At 34.3% G+C, this 20,555-nt stretch carries 19 protein-coding genes; 15 read left to right on the forward strand and 4 right to left on the reverse strand.

All coding sequences use genetic code 11. From position 1 onward, the window contains the following. Window positions 1-383: 383 nt before the first annotated feature. A complete protein-coding gene (locus SD960_RS18935; RefSeq protein WP_318805316.1) occupies window positions 384-1,214 on the reverse strand; it encodes a M57 family metalloprotease in 831 nt (276 codons plus the stop codon). A gap of 495 nt (window positions 1,215-1,709) precedes the next feature. Between SD960_RS18935 and SD960_RS18940 the strand changes: the two genes are divergently transcribed. From SD960_RS18940 to SD960_RS18955, 4 genes are all read left to right on the forward strand, one after another. Beyond that, on the forward strand, window positions 1,710-2,960 hold the full coding sequence (locus SD960_RS18940; protein ID WP_318805317.1) for a cysteine desulfurase: 1,251 nt from the start codon (window positions 1,710-1,712) through the stop codon (window positions 2,958-2,960). 22 nt (window positions 2,961-2,982) lie between these two features. Next, window positions 2,983-3,423: a SufE family protein gene (locus SD960_RS18945; protein WP_318805318.1), complete on the forward strand. Its 441-nt coding sequence runs from the start codon at window positions 2,983-2,985 to the stop codon at window positions 3,421-3,423. 31 nt (window positions 3,424-3,454) lie between these two features. Further along, window positions 3,455-4,270 carry a class I SAM-dependent methyltransferase gene (locus tag SD960_RS18950; protein ID WP_318805319.1) on the forward strand — a complete coding sequence of 272 codons (816 nt, stop codon included), beginning with the start codon at window positions 3,455-3,457 and terminating at the stop codon, window positions 4,268-4,270. A gap of 112 nt (window positions 4,271-4,382) precedes the next feature. After that, the gene (locus SD960_RS18955; RefSeq protein WP_318805320.1) at window positions 4,383-7,115 is read left to right on the forward strand and encodes a S8 family serine peptidase; all 2,733 of its coding nucleotides are present in this window, start codon (window positions 4,383-4,385) and stop codon (window positions 7,113-7,115) included. Window positions 7,116-7,131: 16 nt separating this feature from the next. On the opposite strand, the gene SD960_RS18960 is transcribed toward SD960_RS18955, so the two are convergent. The 3 genes from SD960_RS18960 to SD960_RS18970 all read right to left on the reverse strand — a co-directional run bounded on the left by SD960_RS18960 (window position 7,132) and on the right by SD960_RS18970 (window position 9,082). After that, a complete protein-coding gene (locus tag SD960_RS18960; RefSeq protein WP_318805321.1) occupies window positions 7,132-7,749 on the reverse strand; it encodes an alpha/beta hydrolase in 618 nt (205 codons plus the stop codon). A 16-nt stretch (window positions 7,750-7,765) separates the two neighbouring features. Next, a complete protein-coding gene (locus tag SD960_RS18965; RefSeq protein WP_042562893.1) occupies window positions 7,766-8,056 on the reverse strand; it encodes a GNAT family N-acetyltransferase in 291 nt (96 codons plus the stop codon). 87 nt (window positions 8,057-8,143) lie between these two features. Next, on the reverse strand, window positions 8,144-9,082 hold the full coding sequence (locus SD960_RS18970) for a ring-cleaving dioxygenase (RefSeq protein WP_318805322.1): 939 nt from the start codon (window positions 9,080-9,082) through the stop codon (window positions 8,144-8,146). A 201-nt stretch (window positions 9,083-9,283) separates the two neighbouring features. Here SD960_RS18970 and SD960_RS18975 point away from each other — a divergent pair, with 201 nt between their 5' ends. The 11 genes from SD960_RS18975 (at window position 9,284) to SD960_RS19025 (ending at window position 20,553) form a co-directional block, all read left to right on the forward strand. Beyond that, window positions 9,284-9,940 (forward strand): DUF6766 family protein, encoded by a 657-nt coding sequence (locus SD960_RS18975; protein ID WP_318805323.1) that lies wholly within the window; start codon window positions 9,284-9,286, stop codon window positions 9,938-9,940. A 58-nt stretch (window positions 9,941-9,998) separates the two neighbouring features. After that, on the forward strand, window positions 9,999-12,170 hold the full coding sequence (locus SD960_RS18980; RefSeq protein ID WP_318805324.1) for a hypothetical protein: 2,172 nt from the start codon (window positions 9,999-10,001) through the stop codon (window positions 12,168-12,170). 87 nt (window positions 12,171-12,257) lie between these two features. Continuing rightward, on the forward strand, window positions 12,258-13,016 hold the full coding sequence (locus tag SD960_RS18985) for an SDR family oxidoreductase (RefSeq protein WP_318805326.1): 759 nt from the start codon (window positions 12,258-12,260) through the stop codon (window positions 13,014-13,016). A 178-nt stretch (window positions 13,017-13,194) separates the two neighbouring features. Further along, complete coding sequence (locus SD960_RS18990) at window positions 13,195-15,336, forward strand: catalase (RefSeq protein WP_318805327.1); 2,142 nt, start codon at window positions 13,195-13,197, stop codon at window positions 15,334-15,336. 18 nt (window positions 15,337-15,354) lie between these two features. Beyond that, on the forward strand, window positions 15,355-15,930 hold the full coding sequence (locus tag SD960_RS18995) for a ferritin-like domain-containing protein (protein WP_318805328.1): 576 nt from the start codon (window positions 15,355-15,357) through the stop codon (window positions 15,928-15,930). 105 nt (window positions 15,931-16,035) lie between these two features. Continuing rightward, window positions 16,036-16,845 (forward strand): mechanosensitive ion channel family protein, encoded by an 810-nt coding sequence (locus SD960_RS19000; protein WP_318805330.1) that lies wholly within the window; start codon window positions 16,036-16,038, stop codon window positions 16,843-16,845. Window positions 16,846-16,851: 6 nt separating this feature from the next. Continuing rightward, complete coding sequence (locus SD960_RS19005; RefSeq protein ID WP_318805331.1) at window positions 16,852-17,592, forward strand: transporter; 741 nt, start codon at window positions 16,852-16,854, stop codon at window positions 17,590-17,592. Between the two features lie 10 nt (window positions 17,593-17,602). Continuing rightward, window positions 17,603-18,334 (forward strand): DUF72 domain-containing protein, encoded by a 732-nt coding sequence (locus SD960_RS19010; protein WP_318805332.1) that lies wholly within the window; start codon window positions 17,603-17,605, stop codon window positions 18,332-18,334. Between the two features lie 411 nt (window positions 18,335-18,745). Then, window positions 18,746-19,120, forward strand: a complete 375-nt coding sequence (locus SD960_RS19015; RefSeq protein ID WP_318805333.1) for a response regulator — start codon at window positions 18,746-18,748, stop codon at window positions 19,118-19,120. A gap of 267 nt (window positions 19,121-19,387) precedes the next feature. After that, window positions 19,388-19,744, forward strand: a complete 357-nt coding sequence (locus SD960_RS19020; RefSeq protein ID WP_318805334.1) for an SPW repeat protein — start codon at window positions 19,388-19,390, stop codon at window positions 19,742-19,744. A gap of 74 nt (window positions 19,745-19,818) precedes the next feature. Beyond that, on the forward strand, window positions 19,819-20,553 hold the full coding sequence (locus SD960_RS19025; RefSeq protein WP_318805335.1) for a DUF2243 domain-containing protein: 735 nt from the start codon (window positions 19,819-19,821) through the stop codon (window positions 20,551-20,553). The last annotated feature ends 2 nt before the right edge of the window (window positions 20,554-20,555 follow it).

The raw sequence follows: 20,555 nt of genomic DNA on the forward strand, positions 1-20,555 counted from the left end.
TTTCTTCATTTCCGGCATTATAAAAATAACAAGTTTTCAGGAAAATTAGAAAATTAATAATTAAAAGATACCTTATGTTTAACCCATTGGTGTAAGTCTAAATATTTTAATTAAACACATAGAGACATAGATTTTATATTTTTGAAAAAGCAATTCAAAAAGAAACTCGCTTCTCACACATAGCTATGTGTGTTAATGCAAGTGAAACGCTTCTTTTTGAGTTCAATAATTCTATGTTTCTATGTGTTTAAATAATTGCACCCAATAGGTTATTATTAATTAAAAATAGTACAAAAATCAGAAAATACATTAAATAAAATAGAGGCTGCTTCACAATTGTGAAACAGCCTCTTATATTTTGTAAGAGAACTCTAATTCAACTTCTAGTATAAATAATTAAGTGCTGTAACGTCGTTAGAATTGAAAGCTCCTGTTACGCTTGAACTAAAACATGCTAACATGTAAGAAGTAGAATCATATCCCGAAGGCGTTCCCGGAATTTGAATTGCTCCAACGCCAGCTGTTCCTTCGTTTGAATTTTGTCCACAACTTTGACGGCTAAACCAGTCTGTATGGCGTAAACCAATACAGTGCCCGATTTCGTGTGCAGCTACGTGTGCGTTTACATTTGTTGAATAACTATCTAATCCAGAATACAATGTAACTGAATTATAAGGATTTCCTCCTGAAGGGAAACCTGCTACTCCACCGGCAGAACCGCTTTGTCTTCTTACAACAATGTTTGCACCTGAAGTACTTGAACTAAAGGTTAGAGTAAAGTTTATTGATAATCCTAAGTTATTGTATCTGTTGATTGCCGCTTGCAATCCATTCCGCATATTTGTTGACAGTGCTGATGTACCAGTCCCTGTTAACCCAACAACTCTAATTGTTCTTGGTGCAGATACTAAATTAGTAGTACGATATTGTTCTGTGGTAATACCTCCATGAAGATCCATTTTGTTTAATTGATCTTGCGTAATGATAATATCACCTTCTATAAGGAACGCATCCTCGGTAGTACCATCTAATTTAGTATTCTTGATCACCTGAACATCTGATGTATTTAGTGAAAGTGAACTAATTTTATTTAACACCTCTGGTGTTACTTTAAGGGATCCTTGATTAGATTGAACTTGCTCATCTTCTTTGTTACAAGAAAACAGCGTTAGCGCTATAAATGACAAGGCTACTATTGATTTAATTTTTTTCATAATAAGTTTTTTGGTTTGTTAAATTAAGTTGATAAATAGGGGTTCTTTCACAAAATATTGTAATACTTATTACCAAATTTATATGATTTTTAATCTTAAAATACTTATAAAATAATAATTTAACAAAATTAACATTTTTTGTTATATTTTTAAAATCAATTCTTACTGCGAGCCCAGTAAAATCAATAAATCCATACAAATCAGATCATTACGTATTTAGCAAAAAAATAATTTAACTTTTTTTATTAGTAAAAAAACTATAAATTAGTGAAAATATTACACTACACCATTAAGATATAGCCAAAACATTAAACATACTTGAACATTATTCTAAATATGTTTAATTATATATCAAATTAGGTACTATACCTGCCGATGCATTCCTCTCGCAACGCCTCTAAAATTTTTAATTACAAGCACACATTTGAAGATTTATATTAAGTCAAAATTCTTTGTAATTACAAAAAATGAACTCTCACAAATCCTAAAGACTATATGAAAAACCATGAAACAATTAATTTCCTTCACAGGAATATACAGGAAATCCGTTCAGAATTTCCGGTTCTTCATCAGGAAATCAATGGGAGTCCGCTTGTTTATTTGGATAATGCCGCGACAACCCACAAACCAATATCGGTAGTCGAGTCTCTCACAGATTATTATTACCATGACAATAGTAATGTACATCGTGGCGTACATCAATTAAGTCAAAAAGCAACTGCAGCATACGAAGAAGCCCGTATAAAAATTGCAAATTTTATTAATGCTGAACATGTTCATGAAATTATCTTTAATAAAGGAACTACAGATGGTATTAATATGGTCGCTTACTGTTTTAACAACAAGTTTCTCAAAAGTGGAGATAAAGTAATGATTTCCGCCATGGAGCATCATGCTAACATTGTTTCCTGGCAAATATTTGGTCAGGAAAAAGGCGTATCTCTAAGTGTGATTCCCATTCTACCCTCTGGTGAACTGGATATGGAAGCTTTTAAATCAATGCTTACTGAAGAGGTTAAATTAATTTCTGTTACTTATATATCCAATACTTTGGGAACCATTAATCCCGTTAGGGAAATCATCAAAATTGCTCACTTGCACAATATACCGGTTTTACTGGATGCCGCTCAGGCTATTGCCCATATGAGTATTGATGTTCAGGAACTTGATGTTGATTTTATGGTATTTTCTGGACATAAAATGTATGGCCCAACCGGAATTGGCGTTTTGTATGCAAAAGAAAAATGGCTTGAAAAAATGCCTCCGGCGCAAGGTGGCGGAGATATGATTAAGCACGTTTCTTTTGAACAAACAACATACAATCATTTACCCTACAAATTTGAGGCTGGTACGCCATCAATTTCATCTGCTATTGCGCTTGGTTCGGCGATTGATTACATAAAACGTATTGGAATGGATGAGATTTCAGAATATGAGGAGGACTTAACCAATTATCTTATCAGAGAGTTAAGTACAATACAAGGCCTGCGGATTATTGGTACAGCAAAACATCATGCGGGATCTGTTTCTTTTGTCATTGAAGAATTCCATAATTCTGATATTGGAGAATTGCTGAATCAGCAGGGAATCGCAGTACGCACAGGCCATCATTGCACACAGCCTCTAATGGAAATTTTCAAAATAAATGGAACTGTACGAGCTTCTATTGCTCTATATAATACCCATTTGGAAATCGACGAGTTGATTCGGGGCTTGAAAAATGCGATAGATATACTAAAATCGTAATTATCATTAAATTTTATTTAAAATGACTATTAATGAACTACAAGATGATCTAATTGAGAAGTTTAGCAAAGCTGGAAATAGCTATGCAGACAAATATAAATTAATCATTCAGATGGGAAAAGCACTTCAGGAAATGGATGTGGCTTTCCGAACAGATGAAAATCGCATATGGAGCTGCCAGGCAACCGTGTGGGTGCATAGTATAGAAAGAGATGGAAAGCTTTTTATTCAGGCAGACAGTGACGCCGCTATCACCAAGGGATTAATTGCTTTGATACTTTACGTATTATCAGACCAAAGCAAGCAAGACATTGCTAATGCTAATCTTTATTTTATTGACAAAATACATCTTAAGGAATATTTGTCCCCAAATAAATCCAATGGAATATTGGCTATGCTTAAAGACATCCAAATACTAACAGCCGAAGGCAAGCTTACAGGAACAAGAAGCTGTTCTATATAAAAATACTAATTATTAAACTAAATTAAATATTATGGACACAACAACAAAAAACTCTTTCTCAGGCAGTAGTATTCCATTCAAATATGAGGAATATTTAGGACCGTTGCTTTTTGAATCCTACGCTATGGATCTGGCAAAACGAGTGAAAGAAACTTCACCATCAAATATACTGGAAATTGCCTGCGGAACGGGAAGACTTACAAACCAGCTTTTAAAGGAAATTCCAAATGCCCAGATCACCGCTACGGATATTAATTCTGCCATGCTGAATGTTGCAAAAGATATTGTAAAAGATCAAAAAAATATTACTTGGGAAATAGCAGACGCCATGTCGCTACCCTTTAACGACGAACATTTTGACTGTGTTACTGCACAATTTGGAGTGATGTTTTATCCGGATAAGATTAAAGCACATAAAGAAGCTTTACGGGTTTTGAAAAAAGGAGGAACTTATATTTTTAATAGTTGGAATAAAATGGAGGAAAACCGTTTTATTCATTTGGTTAAAGAATTAATGGAAGAATATTTCCCTGCAGATCCGCCATCCTTTTATAACCTGCCATTTTCTTATTTTGAACCAGCCATCATTTCTGCAGAGCTCGAAGAAGCCGGATTTCAGTATATAAAAACTTCTTTGGTCAAAGTAAACGGATACAGTAAGGATGCCAAAAGTGCAGCAATAGGTTTATTGGAAGGAACTCCTATTTATGCTAGCATTATAGAAAAAGATGAGACTCTTTTACCTGAGATTATCAATAATTTAAGTGGAAAACTGGCTGATCTCTATGGCAAGGACAATCTTTCTGTTCCGTTACAGGCCATTGTAACGACAGCAAAGAAAAAGTAGTTTTTTTCGTTCACTAAAAATAATTTAATAACTTTGATTGACCTGCAATGGATAAATATTTAAAATAGAAATCATTAAGGCAAAATTTGATCTGCCCTAACCGCTACAGTAAATGAAGAAACAAATCGCTTTTCTCCTTTTTATGATTACGACAATTAGTTTCTCACAAAGTACTGAGAAATGGGAACGGTACACCAAAAAAGAAAATGAAAGTAAATTTGAGAAATACTTTTTTACCTCTTTAGAAAACGCTCATCACAATAAATATAAAATTGTAAAAAAATTGGACAGTACTTTTTGTATTGCTGAAAATGAAACTTTAGGATCGAATCAAAATTTAAAATCAGATCAAAATCTAAAAAAAAATCTAGCGGTAAATAATTTATGGAAATTACCTTCCAATTTTTCAGAACATAAAGAAGACAAGCAGTATACAATAGCAACAGATGCTATCGAAGCTTTGATTACAGACTTGAAAGCATTGAACATTTCTGATATTAAAATACTGAATAACCATCTTGTAATGATCAAAAGTGATTCTAAAAAAATTATTGATGAAATTATAGCGCTGAACAGTGTATCTTCTATTTCGCAGGAATCGCTGCGCCCAAAAGGAGAATCTAAAATAATAGATCAAAATTTCAGCATTAATTCTATAAATAAAGCTATTACTAATTTTCCTCTTTTAACAGGTGAAAATCAAGTTGTAGCGATCAAAGATGATTTATTTAATCTTGATGATATTGATTTATTAAACAAACACGTTCTTTCCTCAACGCAATCTGCAATTGTATCGAGTCATGCAACGGGTATGGCGACTATCGTTGCAGGATTAGGAAATAGTTCTGCATTGGGAAAAGGAGTTGCCCAAAAGGCTAAAATACAATCGTCTGACTTTTTGAATATTTTTCCTGATGAAGTAGCAACTTTGCAAGGTGCTGTTACTCAAAATCATTCCTACGGTACAGAAATTGAGAATTTTTATGGTTCACTTGCTAATGCTTACGATTCTCAATTGTTTTTAAATCCTGATTTGACCCATTGCTTTTCTTCTGGTAATAGCGGACTTCAGGGTTATAAATCTATTACCGGAAATTTTAAGCAATCCAAAAATAGTATTGTATTGGGCTGTATTGATCAAAACGAAGTAATTATGCCGTTTTCTTCAAAAGGTCCTGCTTATGACGGCCGAATAAAACCTGAGTTAGTAGCGTATAGCACACAAGGAACTTCAAATTCTACAGCATTGGCTACGGGAATTATTACGCTTTTAAAACAACATTATAAAACGATAAACAATAGTTCTTTGAGTAATACCCTGACAAAAGCCATTTTAATTACCAGTGCAAAAGATTTAGGAAACCCGGGTCCGGATTTTACTTATGGTTATGGGAATATCAATGCTGATAAAAGTCTAAAAATGATCAGTGAAAACAGAATTCTATCAGGCAATTTGACATCTGGTCATACAAATACACATACAATTAGTGTTCCGCCAAATGCGAAAAACTTAAAAATAACATTAGTTTGGAACGATTTGCCCGCTGCAATTAATAGTAATATCAGTTTGGTTAACGATTTAGACATGGAAGTTATTTCGGCCGACAATATCACTTTTTTACCCTGGATTGTTAATCCTGAGATTCCTGATCAGCAAGCTTTAAGAGGAAAAGACAAAATTAATACTATTGAGCAAATCACTATCGAAAACCCTGTATCAGGTTCAGTTGCTATTAATGTTGCGGGTTCATATGTATCGAATACCTCTCAGGAATACGGTATCGCCTACGAATATGAATTGCAAAATCAATTTGAATGGAATTACCCTGTAAGCAATGATAATTTCCCTTATGATGGAAAGACTATTTCTCCTTTCAAATGGAATTCTTCGTTTTCCGGTATGGCCGGACAATTGTCTATTAGTTATAATAATGGGGAAACCTGGGAAATTATCACAAATGATGTAAATCTGGATAATGAACAATTTACCTATACGCCTACAGAACAAAAATTCTCAAAGGCCAAATTAAAAATGACCATTAATAATACCGAATATATCTCTGATAGCTTTATGATTTCGTATGATTTAAATATCAGTACCAGTTTAGTTTGTGACGGCACAACAGAAATTAATTGGGACAAACCTGCCGATGTTGCTTCCTTTAATATCTATCAATTAACTGGAGACCATTTAGAATTTAAAGAACAAACCACAAACTCCAGTTATACTTATACTGATGGAAAAATCCACACGGTAATTCCTGTATTTGATAATACCGAAGGAATAAAAAGTGAGTCAACATTACAATACGCCGAAAACTCAAATTGTTATTTTGAGTTGACTTTGGCAGAAATTTTTGAGGAAGACAAAGTAAAGATAGATGCCAGTCTTTTCAGTTTGTACAACATCAAAAGAATTGACTTGGTAAAAATAGTCAATGATCTCGAAAGTGTTATTAGTACAATAAGCGACATCAATTCAAAAACATTTTCTTTTTTGGATGCTGCCCCGATAAAGGGCAGCAATAAATATAAAATAAATATAATTTTAGAAAACAATAACGTAGTAAGTTCGCTAATTCTTGATACGAATTATTTAGGCGATAATTTGTTTTTTGTACACCCTACACTTTTAAGCAAAAATGAAGAATTAAATATTGAAGCTAAAAAAGAAGGAAACGCGACTTTCTATCTCTACAACATCGCTGGACAAAATACTATTACTTCTCCTCTACTTTCTAAAACCAATACTATCCATTTAAAAAATATGGCATCGGGAATTTACATCTATAAAATAGCTACAAACTCTGGCGAAATGCAAACTGGGAAAATTGCAGTTTATTAGCTTTTGACACACAATCTTACTTTGTAAAAATAAGAGCATTAACCAAATCTATCTCGTCCTGGCTTATTGTATGTCCCATGTTTGGGTAGATTTTTTTCGTAACTGATGCGCCCATTTTTTTAAGAAGTACTTCGGTTTCATTTACTCTTTCAACGGGAACATGAAAATCAGGATCGCTTGTTCCGATGAAAATTGGTGTATTTTCGAAATTTCCTGAATAATGATTTTCATACACTTTATCGCCTATAAGTCCGCCTGTAAAAGCGGCGACACCACCATATTTTGCAGCATTTCTGGCTGTAAATTCCAATGCAAGACAAGCTCCCTGCGAAAATCCGAGGAAATAAATATTTTCTTTATCAATTCCATTTTGCTGAACTGCTTCAACAACCTCAGCAATGGTTTCTAATGATTTTGAAAACGAAGGCTCATTCTCTTCAATTGGTACTAAAAAAGAATACGGATACCAGGTTCTGTTTTCTGCCTGAGGCGCTATTAATGCAAAATCTTCTACTTTAAGATATTTCGCAATCGAAAGAATATCGTTTGAACCTGCACCACGCCCATGAAGCATGATTAATGCTTTTTTTGCTTCTTTTAAAGGCGTTCCAGCTGTTATATTTTCTAAATTCATGACTGTATTTTTAAAATTATTTTTTCCAGATATCCTGATATTCATCCGGATGTTTCTTGAACTGCGCATGTACATAAGGACAAAGTGGTAAAACCATCAAATTATTGGCACGTACATAAGATGTCATTTCATCCAAAAGTTTTTTTGCATACCCTTTTCCTTCAGCTTCAGGCTCAACACCTGTATGGTAAACAGTCAGTAAATCCGGTTTTATGCTTACTGTCATTTCGCCCAGTTTTTTATCATCAACATAAAGATTAAAAGCTCCATGTTTTTTCTCGTCTAATTCTAGTTTTATTGTTTCCATAGTATTTTTTATTTAAGAAATTAATTTACGCCTAATTTTAAGCGTAAACTAATTTCATTTTTATTGATTTAAAATATGTTTTAGCAATTAATTAATTTTTACCAAATGTTTTTCAATTGCAGCTCTTTGTGATTCATATTGAGCCGGAAGTTTTAAGTTTTGTCCTAATTCTTCCAAACTTTCATCTACTGTAAATCCGGGATTGTCTGTTGCGATTTCAAACAAAACTCCGCCTGGTTCTCTGAAATATAGGGAATGGAAATATTGTCTGTCGATTTGTGGTGTAATAGATAATCCGAATTCTTCTATTTTTTCACGGAAGTGCATTAAAATTTCATCATTTTTCACTCTAAAAGCAACGTGGTGAACAGTTCCATTTGCATTTAAACCACGTTTTTCTTCAGCCAGTTCTACTAAGTCAACAATTGCGGCATTTTCTACAGCATCTGTTGCATAACGATAACGGTTTACATCCTGATCAATCAGTTTGTAACCAAATATTTCTGTTAAAACTAAAGCAGTTGGTTTAATATCGTTTAAAGTTAAAGTAATATTATGAAACCCTTTTGTTGCAACATCTGCTTTTACTTCGTCTGTTTCCCAGGCTTTTCTGTTATCCTCTGTCTTAGATTCGATTAGTTCTAATTTTAATCCGTCCGGATCTAAGAAAGTAAGATATTTTTCTCCGAATTTCTCAGCAGGTTTGTTATAAATTACGTTGTATTGTTCAAAACGTTTTTGCCAGAAATCAAGGCTTCCTTTTGGAACAGAATATCCTATTTCAGTAGCCATTCCGGAACCTTTTCTTCCTTGCTGAATTCCTTCTCCCCAAGGAAAAAAAGTTAAAATTGTTCCTGCGCTTCCTGTCTCATCACCAAAATAAAAATGGTATGTTCCCGGATCGTCAAAATTCACTGTTTTTTTGATGAATCTTAATCCTAAGATTTTTGAGTAAAAGTCGAAATTACGTTTTGCGTCACCTGCAATTGCAGTAATATGGTGTAAGCCTAAAATTTTATTTTCCATGGTATTTAATGTATTAAAGTTGTTTTGATTTTCTTTTACAAATTTACTTCCGTTATACCTGTTTATCGATTAACCTAGATTAAGAAATAAAAATTGCTTAAAACTATTATTACAACTACCTAAAAATAATATAAATCATTAGGCTAATTCTATAAAATCGAATCAATCGTGTTTCGGAAATTTGTGTAAAAAGCATGAAACATGAAAAAATTTATACGAAATAACGGACTCAGTATTTGTTTTTTACTATTATTTTTTGGCGCATTAATCGGTCAGATAATTTTTGGCTTTGAAGAACATAATAAGGAATTAATTGAGGAAGGCAGTACTGCTATTACGCTTTCTTCTTATCTTATTTCTGGCCATTTTATTCAATCAACTTTTGAAAATTGGGAAAGCGAATTTCTACAAATGGCCTTGTTTGTTGTATTAACCATTTTTTTAATGCAGCGTGGTTCTTCAGAATCTAAAGACTTAGACAAAGAAGAAGAATTTGACAGGGAACCTTCGCCTACGCGAAAAGATGCGCCCTGGCCTGTAAAAAAAGGGGGATGGATTCTTAAAATCTACAAACATTCACTTACCATTACTTTATTCTTATTGTTTATACTTTCTTTTTGTGTTCATTTTTACGGAAGCCTTAAAGATGAAAATGAGCAATTGGCTTTAAAAGGAATGCCGCTGGAATCTGCTTCTGATTATATTGGAGATTCGAGGTTTTGGTTTGAATCTTTCCAAAACTGGCAAAGCGAATTTTTATCTGTTTTTGCCATCGTAGTGCTTTCTGTTTATCTAAGACAAATTGGCTCTTCACAATCTAAACCTGTTGATGCTCCTAATATGGAAACAGGCGAATAGCGCTATTTTTTTGAAATAAATATAAAAGAAATCTTTTTATCAACTAAAAACTATCATTATGCCAACAGTAACACCTTGGAGCGCAACGGCGCAGGAAGATATTGAAAATAGTGAAATACTTTTAGAAAGAAAAATTGCTGATTACACCTATCAATTTTACAATACGGGTGATTCGTTATGGATTGTGGTATTGATGCCTGAAAACGGAAAAATAGCTTTTCGTGCGGCATTTGCCATGAACAGCTGTTTTGAAGTTGCGAATCTTTTTGATGATGAAGATACCACTGTTTTTGTACTCGATTCCAGATTAGGAAGTTATGAAGTTCGCATCAATTTTCCGGCTGATGTATTGCATTATACAACAACATTTACAGCAAAAACTGCCTTAATGATTCCGTTTTGGCCACGAGATATAATTCCGCTTACACAAAGTGGGAGTTTGGAAAATACGGCTGGAAACATTCACATGGCACAATTTGGGTCCCGATCAGGATTATTATTTGCCAGCATTACAAAACCACAAACAGGATCCTTTTTTTATTTTCAAAATCTTACTTCATTATCTGAGTATTGCGAAGTTACCAAAACAGAATCGAAAAGTACTGTTGGAGGAACATGGCCGGAAATTGGATTTCAGCTTCCGACAACGGATGAATTGCCTCTTCCTCCTGGTCAGGCATTTACAATATCAGATGCATATATAGTAGTAGAGACAGAAATTTTTAAGGATACAACATCGATTTGTGATCACTTTTTAAATAATCTTGTTACCATATACAAAGTGCTCAATCAGCCAAGAATTGAATATCATGACTGGCCGGATATCGCCCAAAAAGTTTTAAATGATTTGCATGGAAACAAAGGTGCATGGCAGCAAGCAAACGGAATTCCGTATTTAAATGCCTACTTATGTGACTATGATACACCTCCTGAAAGTATGGTGCAACTAGCTGTATTGGCACCATTTAAGGAATATGAAAAATGGAGTGGCGAAAAACAATCAATCTGTGATGATTTAATTAAGGGGCTGCCAGCTTTTTATGATCCGAAAATAAAGTGCCTTAACAGATGGCTTCCTTCAATGGTAGACAAGCTTGACAAGTCGGAAGAGCAAAAAAAAGAGATGGTGATGGATTCCTGGTATCTGCATCATCCCTTAATGAATTTGGCCAGACTGGCTTTGGACGGAGACAAAACAGCAGAGAAACTGGTATCGGATTCTATTGAATATGTTATAAAAGTGGCGCATCATTTTAAATACGAATGGCCAGTATTTTATAATATGGAAACCCTGGAAACAATCAAGGAAGAAACTGCTCCCGGTGCCGGAGGAGAAAGAGATGTTCCAGGATCGTACGCTCATTTAATGTTGTTGATGTTTAAATTAACCAAAGAAAAACGCTATTTAAACGAAGTCGAAAAAGCAGCAAGGAAATTGGCAGATCTTGGCTTAAATATATTATATCAGGCCAATAACACAGCTTTTGCCGCTACGGCATTATTAGAATTATTTAAAATTACCAATAAAAAACTCTACCTCGATATAAGTTATACGTGTTTGAGTGGATTATTTAAAAACATTCAGCTTTATGACTGCAAATATGGCTATGGTAAGAACTATGTTAATTTCTTTTCTATATATCCGCTCAATGATGCACCGTATACAGCTGCGTATGAAGAATTAGAGGTGTACGCAGCCTTATCAGAATATATGTCATTGGCTAAAGATGTTGATATTTTACCCTCTTTAAGAACACTTATTCCGGAGTTTGTTAAGTATACCGTGAGTAGAATCGCTTATTATTACCCTCCTATGCTGCCAAAAGAAATGCTTTCGGAAGAAGTTAAAACAGGAGAAATACAAGCTGATCTGTGGATTCCTTTGGAGGATTTGTACAATGGCTGGGAAAAAAGCGGTCAGGTTGGTCAGGAAGTATATGGCAGCGGAATGGCTTTTGGAATCGTATCGAGACAATACATTAAAATCGATGAAGATTTTTTCCTTTTTATCGATTATCCTTATGAATATTCGAAAAGAGGAAAATCGATTACCCTAAAATTAGATGGTGATAAAGATATGAGCTGCAATTTGAAAATTATTAGGCTTAAAGATCGTAAAATTCAAATGAAGGTGTTTTATGATAAAGAACTTCTTGATCCCTTTACAAAGAACGCCAACCTACACGAATATAAAATTTCTGGTCAGGGTTCAGTTAAAGTTCAGTGGTAATATTTAACAAATCCGGCACTAAAAAACAGCATTTGCTGTAGAAATTGAAGCACTTACAAATAATAATCATTTATAAAAAAACAAGCTATGGAACAATTAACAAATTACTTTGGACAAAATATTAAAGACAAACGAATTGTAGTAACCGGCGGAACAACCGGAATAGGAAAAGCAATTGCCGATGTATTGGTCTCTCTGGGCGGACGCGTTCTTATTTTTGGAAGAGATGAAAAAGATTTTAAAAATGCCGTTGAAGATCTCAAACAGCAATTTCCAGGCTGTGAAGTTTACGGAACTCCTGCCGATGTAACCAAGAAAGAAGACATCGATAAAATATTGCAGATTGTAGATACTGAATTGGGCGGAATTGATATTCTTATTAACAATGCAGCATTGGCTTCTGCAGGAATTACCAGCCAAACTTATGAAGATTATAAATATATTATAGATACAAATATTACCGGTTATCTTGCTTTTTGTGAAGAAGCTTCTTCAAGAATGAAAGAGCAAAAATCCGGGCATATCATCAATATTGGATCAATGAGCGCCGAAACCCGCGAAGATACCAGTACGATTTATGTAGCTACAAAATCTGCTATACAAGGTTTTAGCGCCTCACTGCGTAAAGAATTAAATCCGTTAGGAATAAAAGTTTCACTTATAGAACCCGGAGCCGTAACCAGCGATATGCAGCCGGGCACTAAAGAAGAACATCAGGAAAAAATAGAAAAAATGGAAATGCTCGAAGCGTATGATATTGCGATGAGTGCGTTATTTTGTTTATCTCAACCACAAAGATGCGACATTGTTACTATGCAGATTCGACCACATCTTCAAGTTATATAAAAAGAATTTCTGCTATTGATTTTGACGGGATGGTAATTGTACAATATTGCGGAATAATCTTATAAAATCAAATTAATAGTATACGCTAAATTTGATTTAAAAGTTATTCTCCGATCACAAAAACCTCATAATGTGACGATAACAATGAGAAATTAAATCTAAACAAAGCAAAAACTATATGAAAAATTTTCAAGACGAAAAACAGCGTGATTTGTCTATAAACAAATCCGACGGAACTAATAAGTTCCTGACTACTGATCAGGGTGTTCGTATTAACGATGATAACAATTCGTTAAAAGCCGGCGATAGAGGACCTTCCCTACTCGAAGATTTTATTTTAAGAGAAAAAATTACGCATTTTGACCATGAACGTATTCCGGAAAGAATCGTACACGCACGTGGTTCAGGAGCGCATGGTTTTTTTGAAGTAACAAACCCAATTCCTGAATTAACGAAGGCCGGATTTTTACAGGAAGCCGGATTAAAAACGCCTGTTTTTGCCAGATTTTCTACCGTTGCCGGTTCAAGAGGTTCTACAGATCTTGCGAGAGATGTGCGAGGATTTGCTGTTAAATTTTACACTCAGGAAGGTATTTATGACCTTGTTGCCAATAATATTCCTGTATTTTTTATTCAGGATGCCTCAAAGTTTCCCGATTTAGTTCATGCTGTAAAACCAGAGCCTCATAACGAAATGCCTCAGGCAGCCTCTGCTCACGATACTTTTTGGGATTTTATTTCCTTAATGCCGGAGTCGATGCACATGATTATGTGGTTAATGTCTGACCGTGCCATTCCTAGAAGTTATAGAATGATGGAAGGTTTTGGTGTTCATACTTTTAGATTGATTAACGAAGCAGGAGAATCGACTTTTGTAAAATTTCATTGGAAACCTAAATTAGGAACACATGCCGTTGTATGGGATGAAGCTCAAAAAATTTCGGGTAAAAATCCGGATTTTCACAGAGAAGATTTATGGGAAGCAATCGAAATGGGAAATTTTCCTGAATGGGAACTAGGCGTTCAGATCATTCCATCAGAAGACGAACACAAATATGAATTTGACTTACTTGACCCAACCAAAATTGTTCCTGAAGAACTTGTTCCGGTAACGATTGTGGGAAGAATGGTTTTAGATAGAAATCCTGATAATTTCTTTGCAGAAACAGAACAAATTGCCTTTCACCCTGGGCACGTTGTACCGGGAATTGATTTTACAAACGATCCGCTGCTTCAGGGAAGATTATTTTCTTATACTGATACACAACTTTCAAGATTAGGAAGTCCTAATTTTCATGAAATTCCGATTAACAGAAGCGTTGCCCCTGTACACAATAACCAACGTGACGGACATATGCGTCAGGAAATTAATAAGGGCCGTGTAAGTTATCACCCAAATTCGCTTGGCGGAGGATGCCCTTATCAGGCCAGAATTGCCGAAGGTGGTTTTGCAAGTTTCAATGAGCGTATCGATGCCCATAAAGTAAGAGAAAGAAGTGAAAGTTTTGCTGATCATTTTGGTCAGGCAAGATTATTCTTTAACAGCCAGACTGATGTAGAAAAAAGCCATATTGTAAAAGCATTGCGTTTTGAACTTGGAAAAGTTGAAACTACAGCGGTCAGAGTTAGAATGTTGGGACTTTTATCTCAGGTTGATACACAACTGGCAGAGAAAGTAGCTATGGGTCTTGGAGCGTCAGTTCCGCCTGTATTGGAAACTCCAATTAATCAGGGTGTATCTCCGGAAAATGAAAATGGAAATCAGGAACCGCGAACAGTAGATTCATCGGTTGATAATTCTGATGCACTTTCTATGCTTAAAAACCCTACCAATTCGCCTACAATTGCTTCCAGAAAAGTGGCTATTATTTGTTCTGACGGAGTTTCTGAAGCCGCAGTTCTAAACATGAAAAGTGCGCTTATGAAAGAAGATGCAAAAGGTTTTATCGTTGCGCCGCATTTAGGATCTGTTCTTACAGATGCTGACGGAGCAGTTGCAGCAGATTATAGTTTACTAACCGCATCTTCTGTTTTGTTTGATGCCGTTTACATTCCGCATGGATTAGGTCTTGATGTTTTAGCTGAAAATGATGATGTGACCGAATTTATAAACGATGCCTATAAACACTGCAAAGTAATTGGTGCCGATGGTGACGCAACAAAAATATTAAGCGCAGCACCTTTTGTGGCGAAAATAACAAACAATGATGACGGACTTATTTTATCCAGCGAATCTGGTACACAATCATTTGCATTAGATTTTATTGCAGCTATGGCGCAACATCGTTTTTGGGAACGCGAAACCAACTTATACAATTAACATTCAAAATAAAAAGATATGAAAAATTCAGAAAAACCAACTGAAACTAAAATTGCTGCCGCAAAAAGCGTCAAGAAAAATAATCTTGTCGAACCGGCATCAGATGCTGCTACAGATTTAAGAGAATTATTTATTGACAGTCTTAAAGATATCTACTGGGCAGAAAATGCACTTGTGGGCGCCTTACCAAAAATGTCTGCCAACGCTACGGCTGCAAGCCTTTCGGGCGTTATTCTTGAGCATGTTCTCGTTACCGAAAATCATGTTGCCAGACTTGATAAAGTTTTTGATTTACTGGGAGAAAAAGCCGAAGGAAAAAAATGCGAGGCTATGGCCGGACTATTGAAAGAAGGCGACAGTATTTTGCTTGAAACAACTCCGGGCTCGGTTAGGGATGCAGGAATTATTTCGGCATCACAAAAAATCGAACATTATGAAATTGCAACTTATGGTACTCTTGTCGCTTTTGCAAAAGCACTGGGAGAAAATGACGCCGCAAAATTATTAGCACAAACTTTGGCCGAAGAAAAAGAGGCAGATTGTTTACTAAATGATGTTGCTCTAAATACAGTAAATATTGTAGCGGCTGAATAACAAAGCTAAATATTACCATTTAATACAATACTACTTTTTTCATTTACCTGAAAACATCTGTACTTCGTGCAGATGTTTTTGCATTAAATTTTTAAACATAATATTATGGAAGAATTTCTGCATGACATTGCCCAACATATAGAAGGATATTATCAAAACATTGTTGATATAACGCCAAAACTATTACTCGCAATTCTGGTTGTTTTAATCTCCTGGTTTATAGCATCGCGTGTTCAGGGATTTGCAGACCGCCGATTAAAACTAAGAATGCATGATCCTTTACTAGCGACTTTTATTGCCAATCTTATCAAAGTAGTCCTTATTATTATCGGGTTTCTATTTATGTTTCGCGTTATTGGACTCACAGGCGTCGCGCAAAGTGTTTTGGCCGGTGCCGGAATTTCGGCGTTTATTATTGGTTTTGCCTTAAAAGATATTGGCGAAAACTTTTTGGCTGGTATTTTACTGGCTTTCAAAAGACCTTTTTCTGTTGGGGATATTATCGAAAGTAATGGTGTAAAAGGAAAAGTTGTAGCATTGAATCTTCGTGATACACAGATAAAAAGTGACAGCAAAAACATTTATATTCCCAATGCATTATTAATAAAAAACACGCTTGTCAATTTTAATAGCGAAGGGTTTCTTCTGCAGGATTTTACTATTGGGCTTGAATATGGATCTGATTATAAAAAAGCAATTGAACTGATCACCCAGGTCATGAAAGCAGATGATGAAATTGTAGATAAAGGATATTCTAATTCGGCTGTAGTATCTGGTATTACAGGGGCCGTTGTGCAAATCAATGTAAGATATTGGGTAAAAACCGACTTAAAGGTTACAGATGGCAAACATCGCTCTGAAATTGTAATTAAGGTTGCCGAAGTATTAAAAGAAAATGGTTTTGTTATAAAATAAATCATCATGAAAACAATACAGAAAATTATCACAGTAAGCTTGTTTTGTATATCGTATATCACTTCGGCGCAACAGATACAAACCGACAGACCAAACGAAACCGAAAGCCCAAATGCTATTTCTAAGCATCATGTACAAGTAGAATCCGGCTTTTCGTTTGAAAAGGAAAACGATGAAAAAACTTTTGAAATTCCGGAAATCGTCTTGCGTTACGGAGTATTAAAAAATCTTGAATTTCGCTTTGAAAGTGCTTTAAAAATAACTGATGAAGAAAGTAAAAATGATTTCGGAATCGAACCTGTTAGAGTAGGTTTTAAATACCATATTTTAGACCATAAAAATGCTATTCCTGATCTTGCTTTATTAGGACGTGTCAGCATTCCGTGGATGGCAGATAATGTTTACCAGGAACCTAAGTACAGTCCGGAATTACGGGTTTTATCGCAGCACGAGCTTTCGAAATCGTCGCATCTTGGTTATAATGTCGGTGTTCACTGGTTGCCGGACACGGCGAAACCAGAATATGTTTATATGTTGTCTGCGGATTATTCGATAACAAAAAAAATTAAACTTGTTGTTGAAACATATGGTTTTACAGAACCTCATCATCATGCTAAAAATACTGCCGATGCTGCACTATTATTTCTTGTAACTAATAATCTGCAATTAGATATTATTGCAGGAACGGGAATTATGCACGATTACTCCAATAAATTTGCAGAAATCGGATTATCATTTCGAATTTAATTCCACTATTATGAGCAATCACAGGATTTATATCGGTACGTCGGGATGGGCTTATAAACACTGGATGGGAACATTTTATCCGGAAGGAACAAAAGTAAAAGACAGGTTTGCTTATTATCTCGCAAAATTTAATACCGTAGAAATCAACAATACTTTTTACGGAATGCCATCAGATGAAACTTTTGTGAATTGGAAAAATAATACAAGCGACGATTTTATATACGTTATTAAAGCCAACAGGCAAATTACACACAACAAAAAACTACACGATCCTGACCTGACGCTTCCTCCTTTTATGGAGCGAGTACAACTATTAGGTAAAAAATTAGGACCTATTTTATTTCAGCTTCCTCCTTTTATGAAATCAAATACAGCGCTTTTGGAAACATTTCTGAAAGCATTGCCAAAAAAATTCCGTTTTGTATTTGAATTTCGCAATGCCGACTGGTACAAGGAAGAGGTTTATTCTTTACTAAAAAAATACAATTGCGCTTTTTGTATTTATGAACTAGCAGGACATATCTCCCCGATTACAATCACAGCCGATTTTATTTATTTAAGACTACACGGTCCCGGAAACAAATATCAGGGAAGTTATTCTGATGAAAAATTACAGGAATGGGCAACTCAATGTTTAAAATGGTCTGCAACCAAAGATGTCTTTGTGTATTTCGACAATGATGAAAAAGGATATGCCGCATTTAATGCTTTAAAACTTCAGGAATTGGTTCAGCAGAAATAAATATTGTCTAAATCTTCAATCCCATCTTTATTTCAAAAATACATTTCCGTTTTTATTCAAAACATGGGAATTATATAACTTTTGATTAAAATTATATAAAATCATGTTTTGACTGAAAATTACTTTTGGAAATATAAATAAAGATTATTATTACTTTTTCATCTACAATAAAGATTTTATTTACAGTTTCTTTTAAAATAATTCAATAGATAAGCAAAAAACCTACTTTATTAACATTAATTTTTAGATCAATACGACTCAGACAAAAATTAAACCTACAATTAAAAGCCTTGTATATCGCAAGGTTTTTTTATCCGATAGTTTCGATTAATTATATTAATAATCTTACTTATAAGTCAATTATTTGCAAATAGAACTCTCACCCAATACAAACAACTTAATGTCTTATTTATGAAGTATAAAAATATTCTCCAAATTGACGATGATCACGATGACTGCGAATTTTTCGAACAAGCATTAAAAACAGTTTCAAATGCTTCCTACACTTCAGTGCATGATCCTGTTGATGCTTTAAGAAAATTGATTAACAAGGAAATAAAACCGGATCTGATTTTTATGGATGTCAATATGCCATATATGTCGGGACCTGAATTATTAACCGAAATTAAAAAAAGAAAGGTTATTAAAAATATTCCGGTGATTTTGTTATCGACATCTCCTTTCTTATCCAGAAATTATGAAAAAATCGTTGGCGCAAAAGATTTTTTAGTGAAGCCAAACACTTTTAATGAGTTAAAAAGTATGATAAGAAGTACTATTATTTAAAGTTTTACCAGTTTGATAATAATTCAAGTTAATATTTAATAAGTGTAGTTTCTACGGGACAAAAACAGCACGAATAAAATTGATTTCTAACAAATCTCTCCGAGATATTTTTAATTACTCTCTTAGAGATTAAATATTGGTAGAATTAACGAAAGGCATACTCAGGAAATAGCCCGTAGGGATAATTTTTACAACCAATTTATTTGTTAAATTATTAAAATAGCAACTTGAATTAATTATTAATTATGACTAATAAAATAAAAAATCATGAAATTAATTGACACGAAAACCCATGGCTATTTAGATTATATAGTGGGAATATTTTTGATGATTGCTCCTTTTATTTTTCATCTTGACCGCACAAGTCCGGAAGGTCTCGTTTTTTATGTTTTGGGAGCTACGGCTATTGTATATAGTTTGTTTACAAACTATGAACTTAGTCTGTTTCGATTAATTCCAATGAAAGTTCATTTGTTTCTGGATGTTCTTTCAGGAATTTTTCTGGCGGCTTCTCCCTGGCTTCTTGGTTTTTCAGATCGCGTTTGTTTACCTCATCTCTTATTAGGGATTTTGGAAATTAGCGCGGGTTTACTAACAACCTCCAAGCCTCAGATAACTAATTAATTGTTGGTAATAAAGCTGCTTAACCGCAGCTTTATTCATTTAATTGCAGCGTTATAAAATGAAACATCAGAGTTATGAAAAAAAGAAATCCTTTTTTACATTGGTTAAATAAAATTTTAATAGTCATGATGTGCCTTTACACCTCAAATGGTTATTGCTGCATCAATTGCAATAAACAAATTCAGCAAGCGATAAAAGAGAGCATTTATACCAATATTTTTATAATGTTTGCTGCTTTTATCGTTCTGGCTTTTGTTGTTTTATTATTGACTTATCTTGCTACCAAAAGATATAATACTGAATTTAACCAAAAGACTGGTCTTTACAAAATATCAGCTCTTCCGCTTATTTATTCTGCTATGGTGTTAGGAATTGGAATTGGCGGATTTGCAGACGGAATTGTCCTGCACCAGATTTTGCAATGGCATGAAATGCTTTCTAATAAATTTCCCCCAAGTACTTTACTTCACAAAAGCGTGAATATGTTTTGGGATGGCATTTTTCATCTGTTTACCTTATTATCAACCATCGTTGGTGTTTATTTACTTTGGAAATTGCTTAAAAGAAGTAATATCAATACTTCGGGGTATCTTCTTATTGGAGGAATGCTTGCAGGATGGGGACTTTTCAATTTAATTGAAGGGATAATAAACCACCAGATCCTGCAAATGCATAATGTCAGGGAGATTTCTGCAAACAAAGATTTATGGAATTACGGATTCTTACTCTTTGGAATTGTTTTGCTTATTATCGGATATTTGATTATTCGTAAAGGAAAAAATACAGGCTCGAAAAATGATCCTCTTTAAAA

The sequence above is a fragment of the Flavobacterium sp. MMLR14_040 genome (assembly GCF_033657265.1).
GTDB lineage: Bacteria > Bacteroidota > Bacteroidia > Flavobacteriales > Flavobacteriaceae > Flavobacterium.

Excerpts from the sequence above, each read along its gene's own strand:
- SD960_RS18935 (WP_318805316.1), bottom strand. The coding sequence starts at position 1,214 with ATGAAAAAAATTAAATCAATAGTAGCCTTGTCATTTATAGCGCTAACG.
- SD960_RS18940 (WP_318805317.1), top strand. The coding sequence starts at position 1,710 with ATGAAAAACCATGAAACAATTAATTTCCTTCACAGGAATATACAGGAA.
- SD960_RS18945 (WP_318805318.1), top strand. The coding sequence starts at position 2,983 with ATGACTATTAATGAACTACAAGATGATCTAATTGAGAAGTTTAGCAAA.
- SD960_RS18950 (WP_318805319.1), top strand. The coding sequence starts at position 3,455 with ATGGACACAACAACAAAAAACTCTTTCTCAGGCAGTAGTATTCCATTC.
- SD960_RS18955 (WP_318805320.1), top strand. The coding sequence starts at position 4,383 with ATGAAGAAACAAATCGCTTTTCTCCTTTTTATGATTACGACAATTAGT.
- SD960_RS18960 (WP_318805321.1), bottom strand. The coding sequence starts at position 7,749 with ATGAATTTAGAAAATATAACAGCTGGAACGCCTTTAAAAGAAGCAAAA.
- SD960_RS18965 (WP_042562893.1), bottom strand. The coding sequence starts at position 8,056 with ATGGAAACAATAAAACTAGAATTAGACGAGAAAAAACATGGAGCTTTT.
- SD960_RS18970 (WP_318805322.1), bottom strand. The coding sequence starts at position 9,082 with ATGGAAAATAAAATTTTAGGCTTACACCATATTACTGCAATTGCAGGT.
- SD960_RS18975 (WP_318805323.1), top strand. The coding sequence starts at position 9,284 with ATGAAAAAATTTATACGAAATAACGGACTCAGTATTTGTTTTTTACTA.
- SD960_RS18980 (WP_318805324.1), top strand. The coding sequence starts at position 9,999 with ATGCCAACAGTAACACCTTGGAGCGCAACGGCGCAGGAAGATATTGAA.
- SD960_RS18985 (WP_318805326.1), top strand. The coding sequence starts at position 12,258 with ATGGAACAATTAACAAATTACTTTGGACAAAATATTAAAGACAAACGA.
- SD960_RS18990 (WP_318805327.1), top strand. The coding sequence starts at position 13,195 with ATGAAAAATTTTCAAGACGAAAAACAGCGTGATTTGTCTATAAACAAA.
- SD960_RS18995 (WP_318805328.1), top strand. The coding sequence starts at position 15,355 with ATGAAAAATTCAGAAAAACCAACTGAAACTAAAATTGCTGCCGCAAAA.
- SD960_RS19000 (WP_318805330.1), top strand. The coding sequence starts at position 16,036 with ATGGAAGAATTTCTGCATGACATTGCCCAACATATAGAAGGATATTAT.
- SD960_RS19005 (WP_318805331.1), top strand. The coding sequence starts at position 16,852 with ATGAAAACAATACAGAAAATTATCACAGTAAGCTTGTTTTGTATATCG.
- SD960_RS19010 (WP_318805332.1), top strand. The coding sequence starts at position 17,603 with ATGAGCAATCACAGGATTTATATCGGTACGTCGGGATGGGCTTATAAA.
- SD960_RS19015 (WP_318805333.1), top strand. The coding sequence starts at position 18,746 with ATGAAGTATAAAAATATTCTCCAAATTGACGATGATCACGATGACTGC.
- SD960_RS19020 (WP_318805334.1), top strand. The coding sequence starts at position 19,388 with ATGAAATTAATTGACACGAAAACCCATGGCTATTTAGATTATATAGTG.
- SD960_RS19025 (WP_318805335.1), top strand. The coding sequence starts at position 19,819 with ATGAAAAAAAGAAATCCTTTTTTACATTGGTTAAATAAAATTTTAATA.